Origin of the sequence: Aliarcobacter cryaerophilus ATCC 43158 (assembly GCF_003660105.1) — a bacterium.
Classification (GTDB): domain Bacteria; phylum Campylobacterota; class Campylobacteria; order Campylobacterales; family Arcobacteraceae; genus Aliarcobacter; species Aliarcobacter cryaerophilus.
Genome location: NZ_CP032823.1, coordinates 363929 through 380171, shown reverse-complemented (window position 1 = coordinate 380171; position 16243 = coordinate 363929). Strand labels below are relative to the sequence as shown.

Below are 16243 nucleotides of genomic sequence, written 5' to 3'. Positions count from 1 at the left end.
ATAAAAGATATTAAGGCGAGTGCCTTAATTATCTTTTTAGCTCTCTTATTTTCGCAGCTTTACCTTTTAGTGCTCTTAAGTAGTTAAGTTTAGCTCTTCTTACATCACCTCTTCTTAACACTTCAATAGCTTGTAAAGATTCACAATATAGTGGAAAAATTCTCTCAACACCAATATTATTTGCTCCAAGTTTTCTAATAGTAAATGTAGCATCAACACCGTTTCCGCTTCTTCCAATTACTACACCTTCGAAAGTTTGAACTCTTTTTTTCTCACCCTCTTTAATCTCAACACCAAGTCTTAATGTATCTCCCGCTCTAAATGCTGGAACTTCTTTAGAAGCTATTTGAGCTGCTTCAAAACTTGCTATATATCTGTTCTTCATCGTCTTTCCTTATTGGGTCTATAGTATTTCGTCCTACAAATGGACATATGAAATTTTAAGTCGCAAATTTTACTATGGTTTCCCTTTAAATATTCTTTAACGACAAATAAATTTTTATAATTTTCTGGTTTTGTAAAAGATGGTGCTTCTAAAAGATTATTTTCATAACTCTCAACATCTAAAGAAGCATCATTTCCAAGAACTCCTTGAACATTTCTAGATATTGCATCCGCCATAACCAAAGATGGAAGTTCACCACCTGTTAAAATATACTCTCCGATAGAAAAAACCTCACAAGCATATTTTTCAATAACTCGCTCATCAATTCCTTCATATCTTCCACTCACCATTACAATATTTTTCTTATTTGATAATCTTTTTGCATCACTTTGCCTAAATGGTTTAGCAGCTGCAAGTGGAAAAATTATATAAGCATCTTCATCTTTTCTTTTTATATCATCTAGACAATCAAAAAGTGGCTGACAAGATAGAAGCATTCCTGCGCCTCCACCAACCATAGCATCATCTACTTTTTTGTGTTTGTTTGTTGTAAAATCTCTAGGATTATAAAATTCATAACTTATTAAGTTTGATTCAACTGCTCTATTTAATATAGAGTCTTTTAAGTATGGTTCAATTAAATTTGGGAAAAGTGTAACAAAAGTAAACTTCAAAATAAAATTCCAATCAATTTTTTGTTTGGAATGTTATCATAATTTTTTTTATATATTATTAAGTATAAATAGTATAGATTTCGCATCTAATATTATAAGGAGTAAGTTTTTGAAAATTAAAGGCTTTGGAAAAAAATATTTTACACTAGCTTCAATTCAAGCGTATGCAACGGCACCAAAATTGCATGCAATATTTACTTCAATAAAAACTAATATAAATGAAAAACTAAAAATCTCTTCAAACAGTGATGATGAAAATGAATTATCCAAAGATATTGAGCAAAATTTATTAGCTTGTAATCTAATAAATTCTAAACCTTGTCACTGTGATTGTCTATTTAGAAGAAAAGCAGCACTTGCTGTAAGACTTTTTCAATTTATTCCTAGATGTCCATACTATACAACATATTTTGCATTTAGAAGAACTGGCGTTCATCCACCACAATTATCATTTTAATAATCAAAAAGTTTATAAATCTTATTTTAAATCCTCTTGCTACAAGAGTTTGCCACTTTTGGTAACCCAAAATCATAGATTTTGACCAAAAGGACAAAATTGTCTTTTTCGGACTTAAAAACGATTTTAATAAGCTTTAAATATTTCAAAATTGTTATCTACATTTTGTAGAGAATTAAATATTTTTATTAAAAGGATTAATAATATGTCAAAAAATTATGTAATAGGATTTCCACGAATTGGAGAAAAAAGAGAGCTTAAAAAAGTTTTAGAAGATTTTTGGGCAAAAAGAGTTGATTTTAGTGAAGTAAAATATGTGGCAGAAAATTTGCGAAAAAGACACTGGAATTATCAAAAAGAGGCAAAAATAGATTTCATAGCTTCAAATGATTTTTCACTATATGATAATATGTTAGACAGTTCTATTTTACTAGGAGCTATTCCACAAAGATTTCAACACCTAAGAAATGAAGAGTTATATTTTGCAATGGCTAGAGGCAATGATAATTGCGTTGCAATGGAGATGACAAAATGGTTTAATACAAACTATCACTATATTGTTCCAGAAATATCTAAAGATACAACATTTAAACTAAACTCTAAAAAAGTTATAGAAGAGTATAAAGAAGCATTAGAGCTTGGAATTAATACAAAAATAAATTTAATCGGTGCAATTACTTATTTAGGACTCTCTAAAAGTGTTGATAATAGTGATATTTTTGCTCATATTTCTAGTGTTGTAAAAGTTTATAAAGAGCTTTTAGAAGAAATTTCAAAACTAAATGAGAATATTGTTGTTCAATTTGATGAGCCTTTATTTGTAAAAGATTTAGAACCAAAAATTTTATCTCTTTTAAAACCAGTTTATGATGAGCTTTCATCTGTTTCATCAAATATAAAAATAGTTGTTACAACTTATTTTGAGCACTCAAATGAAGCTACAAAAATTTTAGTAAACACTCCTATTTGGGCTTTAGGATTAGATTTTATTCATGGAATTAAAAATTTAGAGAGTTTAGAATTTATTAAAAATTCAAATAAAGTTTTAATAGCTGGAGTTATTGATGCTAGAAACATTTGGAAAAGTAATTTTGAAGATAAATTAAATCTTCTAAATACAATATCAAATGTAGTTTCAAAAGAAAATATCGTAGTAGGAACTTCTTGCTCGCTTTTACATGTTCCTTTTACTCTAAGTTATGAAGATAATTTAGATAAAGAGATTAAATCTTGGCTTTCATTTGCAAATGAGAAATTAAAAGAGTTAAATCTTGTTTCAAAAAAGTTTTTTGGCTCAAAACTATCTTTAGAAGATATTGCAAATATTGAAAAAAACAAAAAAGATAATACTTTAAGAAAAATATCTACTAGAGTTCATAATAACAGTATTCAAGAAGAGATTAAAAATCTAAAAATTTGTCAAAGAGCAGATAAGTTTGAAGATAGAATAAAAATTCAAAGAGAGTTTTTTAAATATGATGCACTTACAACCACAACAATTGGTTCATTTCCTCAAACACCTCTTATAAGAGAGAATAGAAAACAATATAAATCAAATGCTATTTCAAAAGAGCAATATGAAAATGAAATCAAAAAATACATTGATGATTGTATTGCATTTCAAGAAGAGATTAATCTTGATGTACTAGTTCATGGAGAGCCTGAAAGAAATGATATGGTTGAATATTTTGGACAGTTATTGGATGGTTTTGCATTTACTTCTAATGCTTGGGTTCAATCTTATGGAAGTAGATGTGTAAAACCACCTTTGATTTTTGGAGATGTTTCACGACCAAAAGCTATGACAGTTGATTGGATAAAATATGCTCAAAGCAGAACTAAAAAAGTAGTTAAAGGAATGCTAACAGGTCCAGTTACAATTCTTAACTGGTCATTTGTAAGAGATGATTTACCAAGAAATGAGGTAACAAAACAAATTGCACTTGCAATAAACAAAGAAGTTGATGATTTACAAAATAGTGGAATAAAAATGATTCAAGTTGATGAAGCTGCATTTAAAGAGGGTTATCCTTTAAGAGCTGAAAATATAAAAGCTTATGAAAATTGGGCTGTAGAGAATTTTAAATTAAGCGTAAGTTGTGCAAAAGCAGATACTCAAATTCATACTCACATGTGTTATAGTGAGTTTAATGATATTATAAAAACTATTGAAGCTATGGATGCAGATGTTATCTCTATTGAAACAGCAAGAAGTGGAAATAGACTTTTAAAAATATTTAAAGATGTAAACTATAAACAAGAAATTGGACCTGGAATTTATGATATTCATAGTCCTAGAGTTCCAAGTGTTGAGGAGATGGTAGCTCAAATAAATGCTTTAACTGAAGTTTTACCAAAAGAGCAATTATGGATAAATCCTGATTGTGGTTTGAAAACTAGAAAATGGCCAGAAGTAAAAGAGAGCCTAAAAAATATGGTTGAAGCTGTACAAATTGTAAAACAAAACAGATAAAAAAAGATAGCCTTAAAAAAGGCTATCTTTTAATAGATTATAAAGATTTATAAAACTCTTCAAACTCTTTTGCTTTTATAGGTTTAGAAAAATAATATCCTTGGTATAAATTACAAGAAATAGATTTTAAATACTCAACTTGTTCTTGTGTCTCAACTCCTTCAGCTACTATTTTCATATTTAGTGTTTGTCCCATTTTTACTATTGTTTCAATAAATACTTTACCTTGACTATTAAAAGAATCATCTATAAAAGATTTATCTATTTTTAAATAATCAATAGGATATTTTTTAAGATATGATAAAGATGAATATCCTGTTCCAAAATCATCTAAGGAAATACTTACTCCAAATTTATTTAATTTTCTAAGAGTTGAATATACACTATTATTTTGGTCAATTAAAATATACTCTGTTAGCTCTAAAATAATTCTATTTGGTTCTATTTTTTTACTATTTATTTTACCTATTAAATTTTTTGCAAAATTATTTTGCAAAAACTGTTTAGCAGAAATATTTATAGACATTACTATATCTATACCTTTACTTTTCCAATCTACATATTGATTTAGTGCCTCTTCTACAATCCAATCTCCCAATTCAATTATAAAATCATTCTCTTCAGCAAGAGGAATGAAATCGCAAGGAGGAATAAATCCTTTTTCTTTATCTATCCATCTAATTAGTGCTTCTACTCCTATTATTTTTGAGTCTTTTAAGCAAACTTTTGGTTGATAAAATAGTTGATAATCACCATTTTTAAGAGCAGTTCTCATTTGTTTATTTAGATTTATTGTTTTTAAAATCATATCATTTAACTCTTTTGTAAAAAAATGATACTGATTTCTTCCATGTTTTTTAGCTTCGTACATAGCTATATCTGCACTTTTCATTAATGATATATGATCTTCTCCATCTTGTGGAAAAATAGCTATTCCAATACTACAAGTTGTATCTACAGGATGAGTTTGTATAACCCAAGGTTTAGCTAGTTGCTTTTGTATTCTTTTTATTATATTTGTAAGTTCAACACTAGATTTAAAATCTTGAATTATTAATACAAACTCATCTCCACCAACTCTTGCAATAAAATCATTTGGTCTTAATACTTGTTTTAACATACCTGATATTTTTTGAAGTAGTTCATCTCCAATATTATGCCCCAAAGAATCATTTATAGTTTTAAAATGGTCTAAATCTAAAAATAAAAAGGCAAACTCTTCTTGTTTTCTTTTTGCAGTTGGAATTAATCTATCTAAAAATTCTTGTAGAGAATTTCTATTTGCTAAACCACTTAAAGAATCAGTTCTTGCCATTAAAAAAAACTCTTTTTTTTCATTTTCTAATCTAGAAAAAGAGTCAACCATTGAGTGTCTAATAGATTCTAATTCCCGTATTTTAAAAGCTTTGGGTATTTTATTATTGTAGTATGCCAATTGTCTTAGTTTTTCTAATGGAATAGTAATATATTTTCTAAAAATAATATAAAAAAGTAAAAATCCAACTATTGGTAAAACTCCAAAGTATATAAAAAACTCTTCCCTATTTTTTATAAAATATTGATTGATATCTTCCTTATCAAGTAAGAATATTAAATCCAAAGTTTTTTGTCTATTTTGTTCAAAAAATATAATATCCTGTTTTAAATATGTAATTTTTGATAGTTTTTCATTATAAGTTTTTATATCACTTAAAATTAAATCTTCATTTATACTCTTAACTTTTGGATCAGTTGTAAGAAGAAGTTTACCATCATCAAAAACTAAAATTGCTTTTAAAAAATAACTATTTGCAACTACATTTCCTAAAAGTGATCTAAAAAGTAAAATATCATCTTTTTTCTCCATCATTTTAGAAATAGTATAAGATTTCTCTTCTATTTCTTGTTGTATTGTTGTATATATTACTTTTGAAGTTTGTTCTTCTTGATTTTTAAAATAGTAATAAAACAGTATTGACAATAACAAAAAAAGTAAAGCTATAAAAAATAAAACAAATCTTTGAATTCCAAAAATCATAGTAAGCCTTTTGTTGGGAAATCATTTTCTTTTAAAGAGTCTAAAATATTTTGATCAATATTTTTATTTATCCATTTTATGTTTGAAAGACTTTGTTGGAACTCTTCAAAGCTTGTATCATATAAGTAATCTTGTATTAAATCATAATAAGCTTTTTCATCTTTTTCTAACTCATCTATAGCAATATCTATAATCTTTTTTAACTCTTTTAGTTCATCTTTGTATTTTATTAAAATATCATTTGTTGTAAACATAGCATCAACTATTAAAATATCTATATTATCTTTTGTAGTCTCTAAAGTTTTTAAACCATTTTTTTCTAAAGTTATATTATATGGATTGTAACTAATAGCAATTGTTGGGTTTTTAAACTCTTTTTGTTGTGCTATAAAAGATTGGTCTTTATTTATATAGTTAAAATTTTTATTTTTTATATCGTACTTCGTTATAAAATCATCAAAAACTAAAGAGTTTATTGAACTTAACTCTAAAAAAACATCAATTTGTTTATCTTCTTTTTTTATCTCTTCTAATGTTTTATTTGACATAATAACATCACCACCATCAGATTTATTTAGAAGCATTATAGGAACTACTTGGTTATTTCTTTTAAAAGTTTCTTGGTATTCATATTGTGTTCCAAGAAATATATCTGCATGATTTGATTTGTATGTATGTAAACTTTCACTTAAAGAAACTACACTTAAAAGTTCAATATTTAATTTATCCAAAAGACCTTTTTCTTTTGCATAAAATAAAGGTGTATAACCTATCCAATTTGATGTAACAATTCTTAATTTATCTTTTTTATGGCTAACACAAGATGTTAAAAATATAATAGACATTAAGCTTACTAAAATAACTCTAATCATAAAACTCCCCTTTATTTATAATTTAATTCTTATTATTTACTCTAATACTCTTTTTACTAACACTGCTTTTGCCATCAAACTCTTTATCATTTGCATTTTTTACAATTAGGTTTGAGATTAAATCTGTTGTAACAGCTACTTCATGAGATTGTGAAGCTATATTTGCATTTTGTTGTGTTTGTTGGTCTAGTGCTGAGATTGCACTATTTATCTGTTCAACAGCTTTTAGTTGTTCTTGGCTTGAAAATTGAACTTCATTTATTAGATTTTTTGTCTCATTTATGCTTAAATATAACTCTTTGTATCCATCTATCATATAAGATGAAATATCTCTTCCTATATTTGCTTTTTTATTTGCACTTTCAACTATATTTTTTATCTCTTTTGCAGCTTGAGCACTTCTAGCAGCTAAGTTTCTTACTTCACCAGCAACAACTGCAAACCCTTTCCCTGCTTCTCCAGCAGTTGCAGCTTCTACGGCAGCATTTAGGCTTAAAATATTTGTTTGAAAAGCTATTTGATCTATTACACTTATTGCCTCATTTACTAAATTAACCTCTTTAGAAATTTCTAACATTGCACTAGATGTTTGTTCTGCTAACTCTTCTCCTTTATTTGCATGAGATATTATGTTATCAGACAAAGATGCAACTTTTAAAATATTATTTGTATTCTTTCTAATATTTGATGTAACTTCATCTAATGCAGCAGATGTCTCTTCAAGGCTTGCAGCTGCTTTTCCTGATGATAGATTTAAACTATCAACATTTTCTAAAAGAATTTTTGAACTATATTGAAGAGTCAAACCATTCGATTTATTTTCTACTAACATTTCAGTTATAGTCTGTCTTAGGGTATTTATCTCTTGAAATAAAACTTTATAATCATTTTCAACTAAACTTTCATCTAATTTTGGCAAATAGTTATAAGTTCCATACATTAAAAGAGTCTCTTTTACTAGTTTAATAATTTTTTCTAAATCATTTGCCAAATTATTTATAGTTTTTGCAATATAATTTAGTTTAAAATTTGAACTATCCGTAAAATTTATTCTATCATGCGTAATTCCATTTGCAAGTTTTTCTGAAATTAGCATAATCTCACCAAAAATTTGTAACTCTTCATCATTTTTTTTATTCATTAGTTCACAAATATTTGCTATTTTTTGACTGATTTTATTATTTTTTTTAGGTGGATTTATTTTTATATAGTTTATCTCATTGTTAAGATACTTCTCAATTTGATCTAGAGTTTGCAAAACATCATTGTTTGAATTATTTTTAAAAAACATAAAAATTAGCCTAGTTTATATAGTTTTTTTGCAATTTCTATCTCTTCTTTTGTTGGTTTTACTCTTACTGAAACATATCTAATCGTTCCATCTGAACTTCTTGATGGAAAAGCTGTTGCATTTACCCAATAGTATCCACCATCTTTTGTTCTATTTTTTACAATACCTTTCCAAGTTTTTCCAGATTTTAATGTTTTCCATAAATCTTCAAAAGCCCATTTTGGCATATCAGAATGTCTTACAGTATTATGGGCTTTTCCAAGAAGTTCTTCTAGAGAAAATCCTGCTATTTTACAGAAGTCCTTATTTGCAAAAAGGATTTCTCCCTTTTCATTTGTTTGAGAAACAATAATTGTATTCTTTTCTAAACTCATCTCTTTCATATTTCCCCTTATTTTCTTGTGTAGTGAAGCTAGTTTTAATGATTAAAAACTAGCTTCTTTATATGTTTTATTTTGAAATATTAATCACCGCTTTTTTCTATGAGTGAATAAATTTAGAAACTTTCCCATTCGTCGTTACTAGAACTACTTGTTATCTCTTTTGTAGAGTTAATATTTGGTTTTGAAGTTTTAATTATTTTTTTAGGTATTGAGGCTATTATATGTTCTTTTACCTCTTTTTTTATTCCTATATCTTTTGCTTTTACTTCATTTTTACCTTCAAACTCTTTTTGGTTTGCATCTTCTACTATTAGTTTTGCTATTTCATCTGTACTTAAAGCAATATCATGTGATTGACTAGCTACCATTGCATTTTGTTGTGTTTGTTGATCAAGTTGATTTACTGCATCATTTATTTGTTCAATTCCAAGAAGTTGTTCTTTAGAAGCATTTTCAATATCAGATATTAGGTTCATTGTTGAAGATATATTATTATTTAGATTTTTATATCCATCAATCATATTTGTAGCTATAGTTTTTCCTTCATTTGCTTTTACTGTTGCTCTTTCAACTATTGTTTTTATCTCACGTGCTGCTTCTGCGCTTCTTGTTGCTAGATTTCTTACTTCTTGTGCAACAACTGCAAACCCTTTTCCTGCTTCTCCTGCAGTTGCAGCTTCAACTGCTGCATTAAGAGAAAGAATATTTGTTTGGAATGCTATTTGATCAATTACACTTATTGCTTCATTTACAAGATTTACTTGAACATTTATCTCATCCATTGCAGTTGTTGTTTGATTTGCCATAGCTTGACCTTCATTTACTGCTTTTGTAACACCATTTGAAAGCATAGACATTTTTGCAATACTCTCTGTATTATTTCTAATATTACTAGTTATCTCTTCTAGTGCTGCTGCTGTCTCTTCTAAAGAAGCTGCTGCTTCATTTGAGCTTAGGTTTAATTTGTTTACATTTGATAAAAGAATAATAGAGCTTTCATCAAGAGTTAAACCATTTGCTTTATTCTCTTTTAACATTGAAGTAACTGAATCACCCAAACTGTTTACACCATTTGCCAAAGCCAAAAGTTGTTCTTTTAAACCATTTGTAGATACTTTATTTAAGTAGTTATAAGAAGAGTATTTTTCTAAAACATCTAAAATATTTTCAATATTTTTCTCTAATACATCTCCCATCCCATTTATAACTCTTGAAAGTTGCATTAAGGCTGGATTTGAAACTTTTGTATTTAATCTTTGACATAAATCTCCTTGTTCAAACTCTCCTAAAACTGAAATAGTTTCATCAATTAATCTTCTATCTTCTTCTATTCCTGCTTTTGTTTTTAAAATATTTACATTTACTACTTTTGACATTTGACCAAATTCATCTTTATTACTCTCATCCAAAAGAGTTGTATCTGAAGCTTCTCTATTTAAATATGCAAAAAATCCTAAAAGTCCATCTTTAAAACTATTTAAAGAGCCAATTATATTATTTGCTACTAATATAGAGATACCTATAAATAAAATTGTTGCTATTGTTATTATTATCATCAAATTTGTATCTAAAGCCACATAAGCTTCATCTCTTAATTTAACAGCAGATTTATTTATTTGATGAATATTCTCTTCCATATCTAAACCAATTTTTGCCATAGAAGAGATATTTTGTTTTAAAGTATCATTCTCTTCTAAAATATTATTATTATAATCTTCAATCTTATTCTTTGAATAAACTTTGAAAAGTTCAACATACTTATCAATTAAAGAGAGAGTTTTAGATGCCAACTCTTTATTTTTTACATCTACGAAACTTTTTGAACTCTCTGCTAAACTATTTTTTAAGAATTCAATATTTTCAATCACAACATTTTCATTATTTGGAGTTGCTGCTCTTAAAAATTGATAAACTGATATTCTAGTTTTTGCTATATCCAAAACAAATTTTTCACTTGTTAATGCTGCTGCATTTCTTTTATGTGCTATATCGATAAAATATAAATAAATAATACTTGAAATAACAGCTATTAATATAAACAATATTGGAAAAAAGTACAACTTCTTTCTTGTATCTAAACTTTTTAACATGATTTGTATCCTTTGTATAAATAGGCCAAATATTACAATTATTTATATTAATAATTTTACATAAAGATAATATTTATTATAAAATATTTCTAATTGATACAATATGAAACAAATAATTTCTATTAATGATAATTTAATGTCATTTAATATATATAAAATGACTTTTTATACTTTTTTTATGTAATTTAAAAATAAAAATAATAAAAACTACACTCTATTATTCTTTGAATTTAAATATAAAATATCATTTAAACTATCAAATATCTTTATAGTTATCTCTTCTATTTGATTTGCAGTATTTTTTAGAACTTTATTCTCACTTTTATTTGAATTTTGTGTTATATACTCTTGCATTTTTTCATGTAGATTTTCATGATGATTTTTCAAAATATTCCACTTTTCATCTTTTATAAAAATCTCATTTTTACTTTCACAAGAGATTATCCATTTTCCCATATTACAACTTTTGCAATCATCTACCTTACAATTTTCATATTTATTTAAAAGTTTAAAATATCTTTTTTTAAAATTCAAATGTTCATTTTTATAAACAGATAACTCTTTTATCAAATCAACATTTTCAACCATATCATAATACTTTTCATCTATTTTAGAAGCAGATGTAATTTGAAGTAATTTATTAGATAAATCTGATACTTCATTTGATAATCTATCTATATTTAAAGCTGTTTTAGCATTTTTCTGTGTTGTAAAATCAAGTTTTGAAACTGTCTCATTTATCTGAACTATTCCTAACTCTTGCTCTTTACTAAAAATTGTTACATTGTGGATTATATCTTTTGTCTGCGAAATTTTTAAAGCTAAATTTTCATAACCTTTTATCATAGTATCGACATTGTTTTTACCATCCAAAGTCTCAAAATTTGCACTCTCAACCAACTCTTTAATCTCTTTTGCAGCTTTAGCACTTCTTGTTGCTAAATTTCTAACTTCTCCTGCAACAACTGCAAAACCAATACCAGCATCTCCAGCGGTTGCTGCTTCAACTGCTGCATTTAAACTTAAAATATTTGTTTGAAATGCTATTTGGTCAATTACTGTTATTGCTTCATTTATAGCTTTAACTTTTTTACTAATTTCATCCATAGATGAAAAGGTTTGAGCCGCAAATTTACTTCCTGTTATTGCATCTGTATTTAGTTCATCTGAGATTTCTAACATTTGATTCATATTTTCATTGTTATTTTTTATATTTTGAGTTATCTGCTCTAGTGCAACAGAAGATTGCTTTAAAGATAGTGCCTGATTTGAAGATGAAACAGACAATTCATTTGAAGAGTTTGTTAATATTTTTGTATTTTGTTCAAGTTTTTTTCCAGCATTTGTAATCATTGCAATTAACTGTGAAGATGATTGCCCCAAAATAATAGTCGAGTTTGATAATATTCCAAAATCTCCATACATACCTTTTATATGGTTTTCATCTGACTTAAATGTGTAATCACCTTGTGCATAGTTATTTAATAAAAGATTTAAACTATCAATTTTTAATCTAGTTCTATCTATCATTTTATTTATAATATCAACTAATGTTTGTAACTCTTTTGTAGATGATTTTGTTTTTATAGTGTATTCAAAAAATCCATTGTTTACCTTTTCCATAATATCTGTTATCTCTAATATTACATTTTTATCATTTTCAATAATTTGTTCTATCTTTGCGACTTGAATATTCATATTTTTAGTCATCAAAGCAAACTCATCTTTACCATCTATTTGGTTTAATTTTATATTATCTTTCTCTTTCATTGAGTATAAAAAGAACTGATTTAGATTATTTTCAAATTTTTTGATGGATTTTGTAACTTTACTTGTCATTATTATAATTACTAAAAAAATAAAAATCATAAGTAGTACAAGAAAAAGCAAGAAAAACAAAATTTGATTATCTAAATCTTTTGTATTTGTTTTTATATATAAAAGCGTATCTTCAACTATTTTATTTTTAATATCTTCAAAGATCTCTATTTTACTAGAAGATAATTTTTCCCATTTTTGATTATCTACTCCATAAATATTTTTTGTTAAACTGTTTAATGCTCCTAAAATCCTCAAATCTAAATCTTTTGTATCTTCTAAATATTCATTATTATAAGACTTTGACATATATGAATCTGCTACAAATTGGATATCATTTAAAAACTTTTCTTCCTCTTTTGTGTATTCAAGCCTTTTGTAATCTTTTATTGCTCTTAAAATTTTCGTATGCTCTTTTTGTATTTTATTTAGTATATCTTCATTATTTGTTAATATAAAGTCTTTATAGTTATGGATTAATCCGCCGTATCCTAAAGACTCTTTTATAGTATTTAAAATATTATCCTTTTCACTTTTTAAAAAAATAGCTCTTCTAAAATCATCTATATTTGTAAAAATTGTACTTTGCAGTTTTTGATTAAAAAAATCTAACTGCTCTTGTGTTAAGTTTTTTCTTAATTCATTAATATCAGAGTCTTGAAAAATTATTAAAGATATAAAATTATTATAATTTGAATTTGAAATAAGATTATTATCAAAAATATTTTTTATCAAAGCATTTTCTTTATATGTCTTTTCTATAATATTTGTTATCGAAATATAAGTTTTTGAAGCTTTTAGCAACTCTTTACTATTTGAATATATTAAAAGTTCATCAAAAAAAGATAATAAATTTGAAATAAGTTGGTCGTAATACTGCTCTATATCTTTACTACTTTTTGATAACTCTTTTACATCTATTCGTTTTTCATCTAGTAAAGATATGTTAGTTTTAAAAATCTCATATTTATCAAAAAGTTTGTGGTCTTTTTTAATTAGATAAAAACTATTTATAAAAATATCTAACTTTTCATGTGATAATCTACTTAATTTTATTTGATTTTCTAAATCATCTTTTTTTGTTTGAGCATAACTATTTATATAAGATATAGACAATTCTCTCTCTTTTTGAAGATTTACCAGCAATTTAGAAATTTCAACTGTGAAATCTATATAACTTGATGTTTTATCCATATTTAATACTTTTTCAACTTTTTCAAAAATCAATATAGATGACAACATAAAAATTGCCAAAAGAGGTAGAACCAAGATTAAAAAAATTTTATTTCTAAGCCTTAGGTTATTCATTTTATTTCCTAATATAATATTTTTTGTAATATATTCTTTATTGTTTAAATAGGAGTTTATATATTTTAAGATGTAATTAAGTTGTAACTAAACGGTAATTTACTTGTAACTTTTGACTTATATTTTTATTATTAAAAAATCGCTATATTCTATGTAAAGCTTAAAATATAAGCTTTATATAACAACTTTTGGATAAAATGAGTAAAAAAAAAAGGATTTTTGATGGAATTTGGTTTATTTTTAAGCTTTTTAGGATTTTTCTTTACAGCAGTTATTTTAGTAGTTGCTTTTTTATATTTGTACGCTATTGTTACACCATATGATGATTACACACTTATTTTTGAAAAAAACAATATTGCAGCAGCTTTAGGTTTTGGTGGTGCAATTATTGGTGTTTCTATACCTCTTTATAGTGCTTTGGAAAACTCTGTTTCTTATTTTGACTTTGCTATTTGGGGAGCTATTGCTATTGCTATTCAGTTAGCTTATGCTTTTGTAGTTACAAGAATTAGTGGAAAATACTCTTTTAATGAAAAAATAAATGAAGGTGTAGTTTCTGTTGGTATTTTAATGGCATTTTTATCAATTTGTATTGGTCTTTTAAATGCTGGTTCTATGAGTTATTAAAAACTAATAAATTTATCTATCATTTTGAACTATTATCAAAATGATAGATAAAAAACTATAAATCTACCATAGCTTTAAAAGTAACTCCACATCTTCCTATACTCTCAATTTTTGTATGATTTCTCTCATTTATTCTACCATCTTGTATATATTGAAAATTTATCTTTAAAACAACTGGTGTTGTATCTCCATCAACTTTATAAGTATCATAATATTCACAAAAAAGTGCTGTTTGAGTAGAGCTTATCATTGGTGGATAGTCATTCAACTCTTTTTTTACATCTATCTCATATATTTCTATTTCGCTTTGAGTTTTACACAAAGGTGTAGCACATTTTTGTAGCTGTTCAACATTATCTTTATTTGGAAAACAAATAGTTGCTTTTTTTGTTTTCAAAATATTTGCTAAACTATCTTTTGGACTTCCATCATCTTTTTTTCCAATAGCAACTATAACCAAAGCTGGATTTGTTGAAATTGGTATAAAATAAGAAAAAGGAGCTGCATTTAAAACTCCATCATCATCTGTAACTATCCAAGCAATTGGTCTTGGAACTATACTTCCTGACATTATTTTATATCTATCTAAATCATTTACATTTTTGTAATCTAAAATCATAATTTTCTCCTTTTAATGATTATACAATTAAATTTTTGAATAAATCTTTGTATAGTAGTAAGCATAAAATAAAAATGCAACTCCTAAACATATTGTAATAATTGAAGTTGTTGTAACGTGTGCCATAGTTCCAATAAACAGAGTTGTTAGAACATTTGCAAGCATAAAAAACATATCATTATATGATATCACTCTTCCTATATACCTTTTGTCGCAATGATTTTGTAAAAGAGCATAAGTATAAGACCATAAAAAAGCTGTACTAAATCCTACAAAAAATAGAGCAACTAAAGATGCATAAAAATCACCTTGAGCAAATGCCCAAATTATTATTGTAATACCTTGAAAAACTAAAAGGTACTGAAGATTCTCTTTTTTTATAATCTTATTTAAAAATAGTGGTCCAATCATAAGTGCAACTGCTCTTACTGCATTTGAAAGCCCAATAGCAAGAGGAACAGCTATAATCTCTTTATACTCATTTTTTGCCAAAATAGTAATCAAAGCATCATAACTAGTAAGCCCTACACTTGCATGTAAAAAGATTAAATGTAAGATAATTTTATTGTTTTTAATATATCTTAACCCATCAATCATAAGTTCCAAAATTTTCTCTTCAACTTTTTTGTATTCTATATTTATTTTTATATTAAGAAAAACAAAAAAAGCTAATACAAAAATAGCAACATCTATTAATATAGCAGCTTTTACACCATATAAATTCACTATAAAACCACTAACCGCCATTCCAACAGCATAAGTAAATGACCAAATAATTGATTGTATTTCATTTGCTGTTTGAAGATCTTTTCCAGTAGTAATTTTTGCTAAAAGTGACATTTCACTTGAAAAAAACATTGAAGCAGCACTCATTCGTATAAAAATAAATATCAAAAGTAACCAAATTTGCGAAGCTGTTTCAATTAATAAAAAACAAGCAGTCATAGATAACTCTATAAAAAGTAAAGTTACCATAAGTGGTTTTATTCTTAATCTATCTATTAAACTTCCACTAAAAGGAGCTATTAAGATTGCAGGAATAAAATGCATAGCCGTAACAATTGCAATAGCAAGTTCGCTTGAACCAAACTCTACAACCATAGTATAAATTGCAACAGTAGAAAACCATGCACCAAAAGATGCAATAAAGTTCACCAAAGATAAACTTCTAATAATTGGTTTATCTCTTAAAAAATTAATATAATATTTCAAAAAAATCCTTAAAAAAA

13 protein-coding genes are annotated in these 16243 nt (G+C 26.0%); 3 read left to right on the top strand and 10 right to left on the bottom strand.

Annotated elements, in window-relative coordinates:
• Positions 1-28: 28 nt before the first annotated feature.
• Both rplS and trmD read right to left on the bottom strand, forming a co-directional pair.
• Positions 29-385 carry a 50S ribosomal protein L19 gene (gene rplS, locus ACRYA_RS01830; RefSeq protein ID WP_105917622.1) on the bottom strand — a complete coding sequence of 119 codons (357 nt, stop codon included), beginning with the start codon at positions 383-385 and terminating at the stop codon, positions 29-31.
• Positions 382-1059 (bottom strand): tRNA (guanosine(37)-N1)-methyltransferase TrmD, encoded by a 678-nt coding sequence (gene trmD, locus ACRYA_RS01825; RefSeq protein WP_105917621.1) that lies wholly within the window; start codon positions 1057-1059, stop codon positions 382-384. Before trmD ends, rplS begins: the two co-directional genes overlap by 4 nt.
• Positions 1060-1168: 109 nt before the next feature.
• Here trmD and ACRYA_RS01820 point away from each other — a divergent pair, with 109 nt between their 5' ends.
• Together ACRYA_RS01820 and metE are read left to right on the top strand one after the other, a co-directional pair.
• Positions 1169-1516, top strand: coding sequence for a hypothetical protein (locus tag ACRYA_RS01820; RefSeq protein WP_105917620.1), 348 nt, complete (start codon positions 1169-1171; stop codon positions 1514-1516).
• A 205-nt stretch (positions 1517-1721) separates the two neighbouring features.
• Positions 1722-3989: a 5-methyltetrahydropteroyltriglutamate--homocysteine S-methyltransferase gene (metE, locus tag ACRYA_RS01815; protein ID WP_105917619.1), complete on the top strand. Its 2268-nt coding sequence runs from the start codon at positions 1722-1724 to the stop codon at positions 3987-3989.
• 37 nt (positions 3990-4026) lie between these two features.
• Here the strand turns inward: metE and ACRYA_RS01810 are convergent, their stop codons facing one another.
• The 6 genes from ACRYA_RS01810 to ACRYA_RS01785 form a co-directional block, all read right to left on the bottom strand.
• On the bottom strand, positions 4027-6006 hold the full coding sequence (locus ACRYA_RS01810) for a putative bifunctional diguanylate cyclase/phosphodiesterase (protein WP_105917618.1): 1980 nt from the start codon (positions 6004-6006) through the stop codon (positions 4027-4029).
• Positions 6003-6878 (bottom strand): ABC transporter substrate-binding protein, encoded by an 876-nt coding sequence (locus tag ACRYA_RS01805; RefSeq protein WP_105917617.1) that lies wholly within the window; start codon positions 6876-6878, stop codon positions 6003-6005. The genes ACRYA_RS01810 and ACRYA_RS01805 overlap by 4 nt, the downstream gene beginning before the upstream one ends.
• Positions 6879-6900: 22 nt before the next feature.
• Positions 6901-8169 (bottom strand): methyl-accepting chemotaxis protein, encoded by a 1269-nt coding sequence (locus tag ACRYA_RS01800; RefSeq protein ID WP_105917616.1) that lies wholly within the window; start codon positions 8167-8169, stop codon positions 6901-6903.
• Positions 8170-8174: 5 nt separating this feature from the next.
• Positions 8175-8552 carry a PAS domain-containing protein gene (locus tag ACRYA_RS01795; RefSeq protein WP_105917615.1) on the bottom strand — a complete coding sequence of 126 codons (378 nt, stop codon included), beginning with the start codon at positions 8550-8552 and terminating at the stop codon, positions 8175-8177.
• A 113-nt stretch (positions 8553-8665) separates the two neighbouring features.
• Positions 8666-10642 (bottom strand): methyl-accepting chemotaxis protein, encoded by a 1977-nt coding sequence (locus tag ACRYA_RS01790; RefSeq protein WP_121443269.1) that lies wholly within the window; start codon positions 10640-10642, stop codon positions 8666-8668.
• 207 nt (positions 10643-10849) lie between these two features.
• Entirely contained in the window at positions 10850-13768 is a 2919-nt protein-coding gene (locus ACRYA_RS01785; protein ID WP_121443268.1) for a methyl-accepting chemotaxis protein, read from the bottom strand.
• Positions 13769-13990: 222 nt separating this feature from the next.
• Between ACRYA_RS01785 and ACRYA_RS01780 the strand changes: the two genes are divergently transcribed.
• On the top strand, positions 13991-14395 hold the full coding sequence (locus ACRYA_RS01780) for a DUF350 domain-containing protein (protein WP_105917818.1): 405 nt from the start codon (positions 13991-13993) through the stop codon (positions 14393-14395).
• Positions 14396-14450: 55 nt separating this feature from the next.
• Here the strand turns inward: ACRYA_RS01780 and ACRYA_RS01775 are convergent, their stop codons facing one another.
• Positions 14451-15014 (bottom strand): flavin reductase family protein, encoded by a 564-nt coding sequence (locus ACRYA_RS01775; protein WP_105917819.1) that lies wholly within the window; start codon positions 15012-15014, stop codon positions 14451-14453.
• Positions 15015-15041: 27 nt separating this feature from the next.
• The gene (locus ACRYA_RS01770) at positions 15042-16226 is read right to left on the bottom strand and encodes an MFS transporter (protein ID WP_105917820.1); all 1185 of its coding nucleotides are present in this window, start codon (positions 16224-16226) and stop codon (positions 15042-15044) included.
• Positions 16227-16243 lie beyond the last annotated feature (17 nt).

Excerpts from the sequence above, each read along its gene's own strand:
- rplS (WP_105917622.1), bottom strand. The coding sequence starts at position 385 with ATGAAGAACAGATATATAGCAAGTTTTGAAGCAGCTCAAATAGCTTCT.
- metE (WP_105917619.1), top strand. The coding sequence starts at position 1,722 with ATGTCAAAAAATTATGTAATAGGATTTCCACGAATTGGAGAAAAAAGA.
- ACRYA_RS01810 (WP_105917618.1), bottom strand. The coding sequence starts at position 6,006 with ATGATTTTTGGAATTCAAAGATTTGTTTTATTTTTTATAGCTTTACTT.
- ACRYA_RS01805 (WP_105917617.1), bottom strand. The coding sequence starts at position 6,878 with ATGATTAGAGTTATTTTAGTAAGCTTAATGTCTATTATATTTTTAACA.
- ACRYA_RS01800 (WP_105917616.1), bottom strand. The coding sequence starts at position 8,169 with ATGTTTTTTAAAAATAATTCAAACAATGATGTTTTGCAAACTCTAGAT.
- ACRYA_RS01795 (WP_105917615.1), bottom strand. The coding sequence starts at position 8,552 with ATGAAAGAGATGAGTTTAGAAAAGAATACAATTATTGTTTCTCAAACA.
- ACRYA_RS01790 (WP_121443269.1), bottom strand. The coding sequence starts at position 10,642 with ATGTTAAAAAGTTTAGATACAAGAAAGAAGTTGTACTTTTTTCCAATA.
- ACRYA_RS01785 (WP_121443268.1), bottom strand. The coding sequence starts at position 13,768 with ATGAATAACCTAAGGCTTAGAAATAAAATTTTTTTAATCTTGGTTCTA.
- ACRYA_RS01780 (WP_105917818.1), top strand. The coding sequence starts at position 13,991 with ATGGAATTTGGTTTATTTTTAAGCTTTTTAGGATTTTTCTTTACAGCA.
- ACRYA_RS01775 (WP_105917819.1), bottom strand. The coding sequence starts at position 15,014 with ATGATTTTAGATTACAAAAATGTAAATGATTTAGATAGATATAAAATA.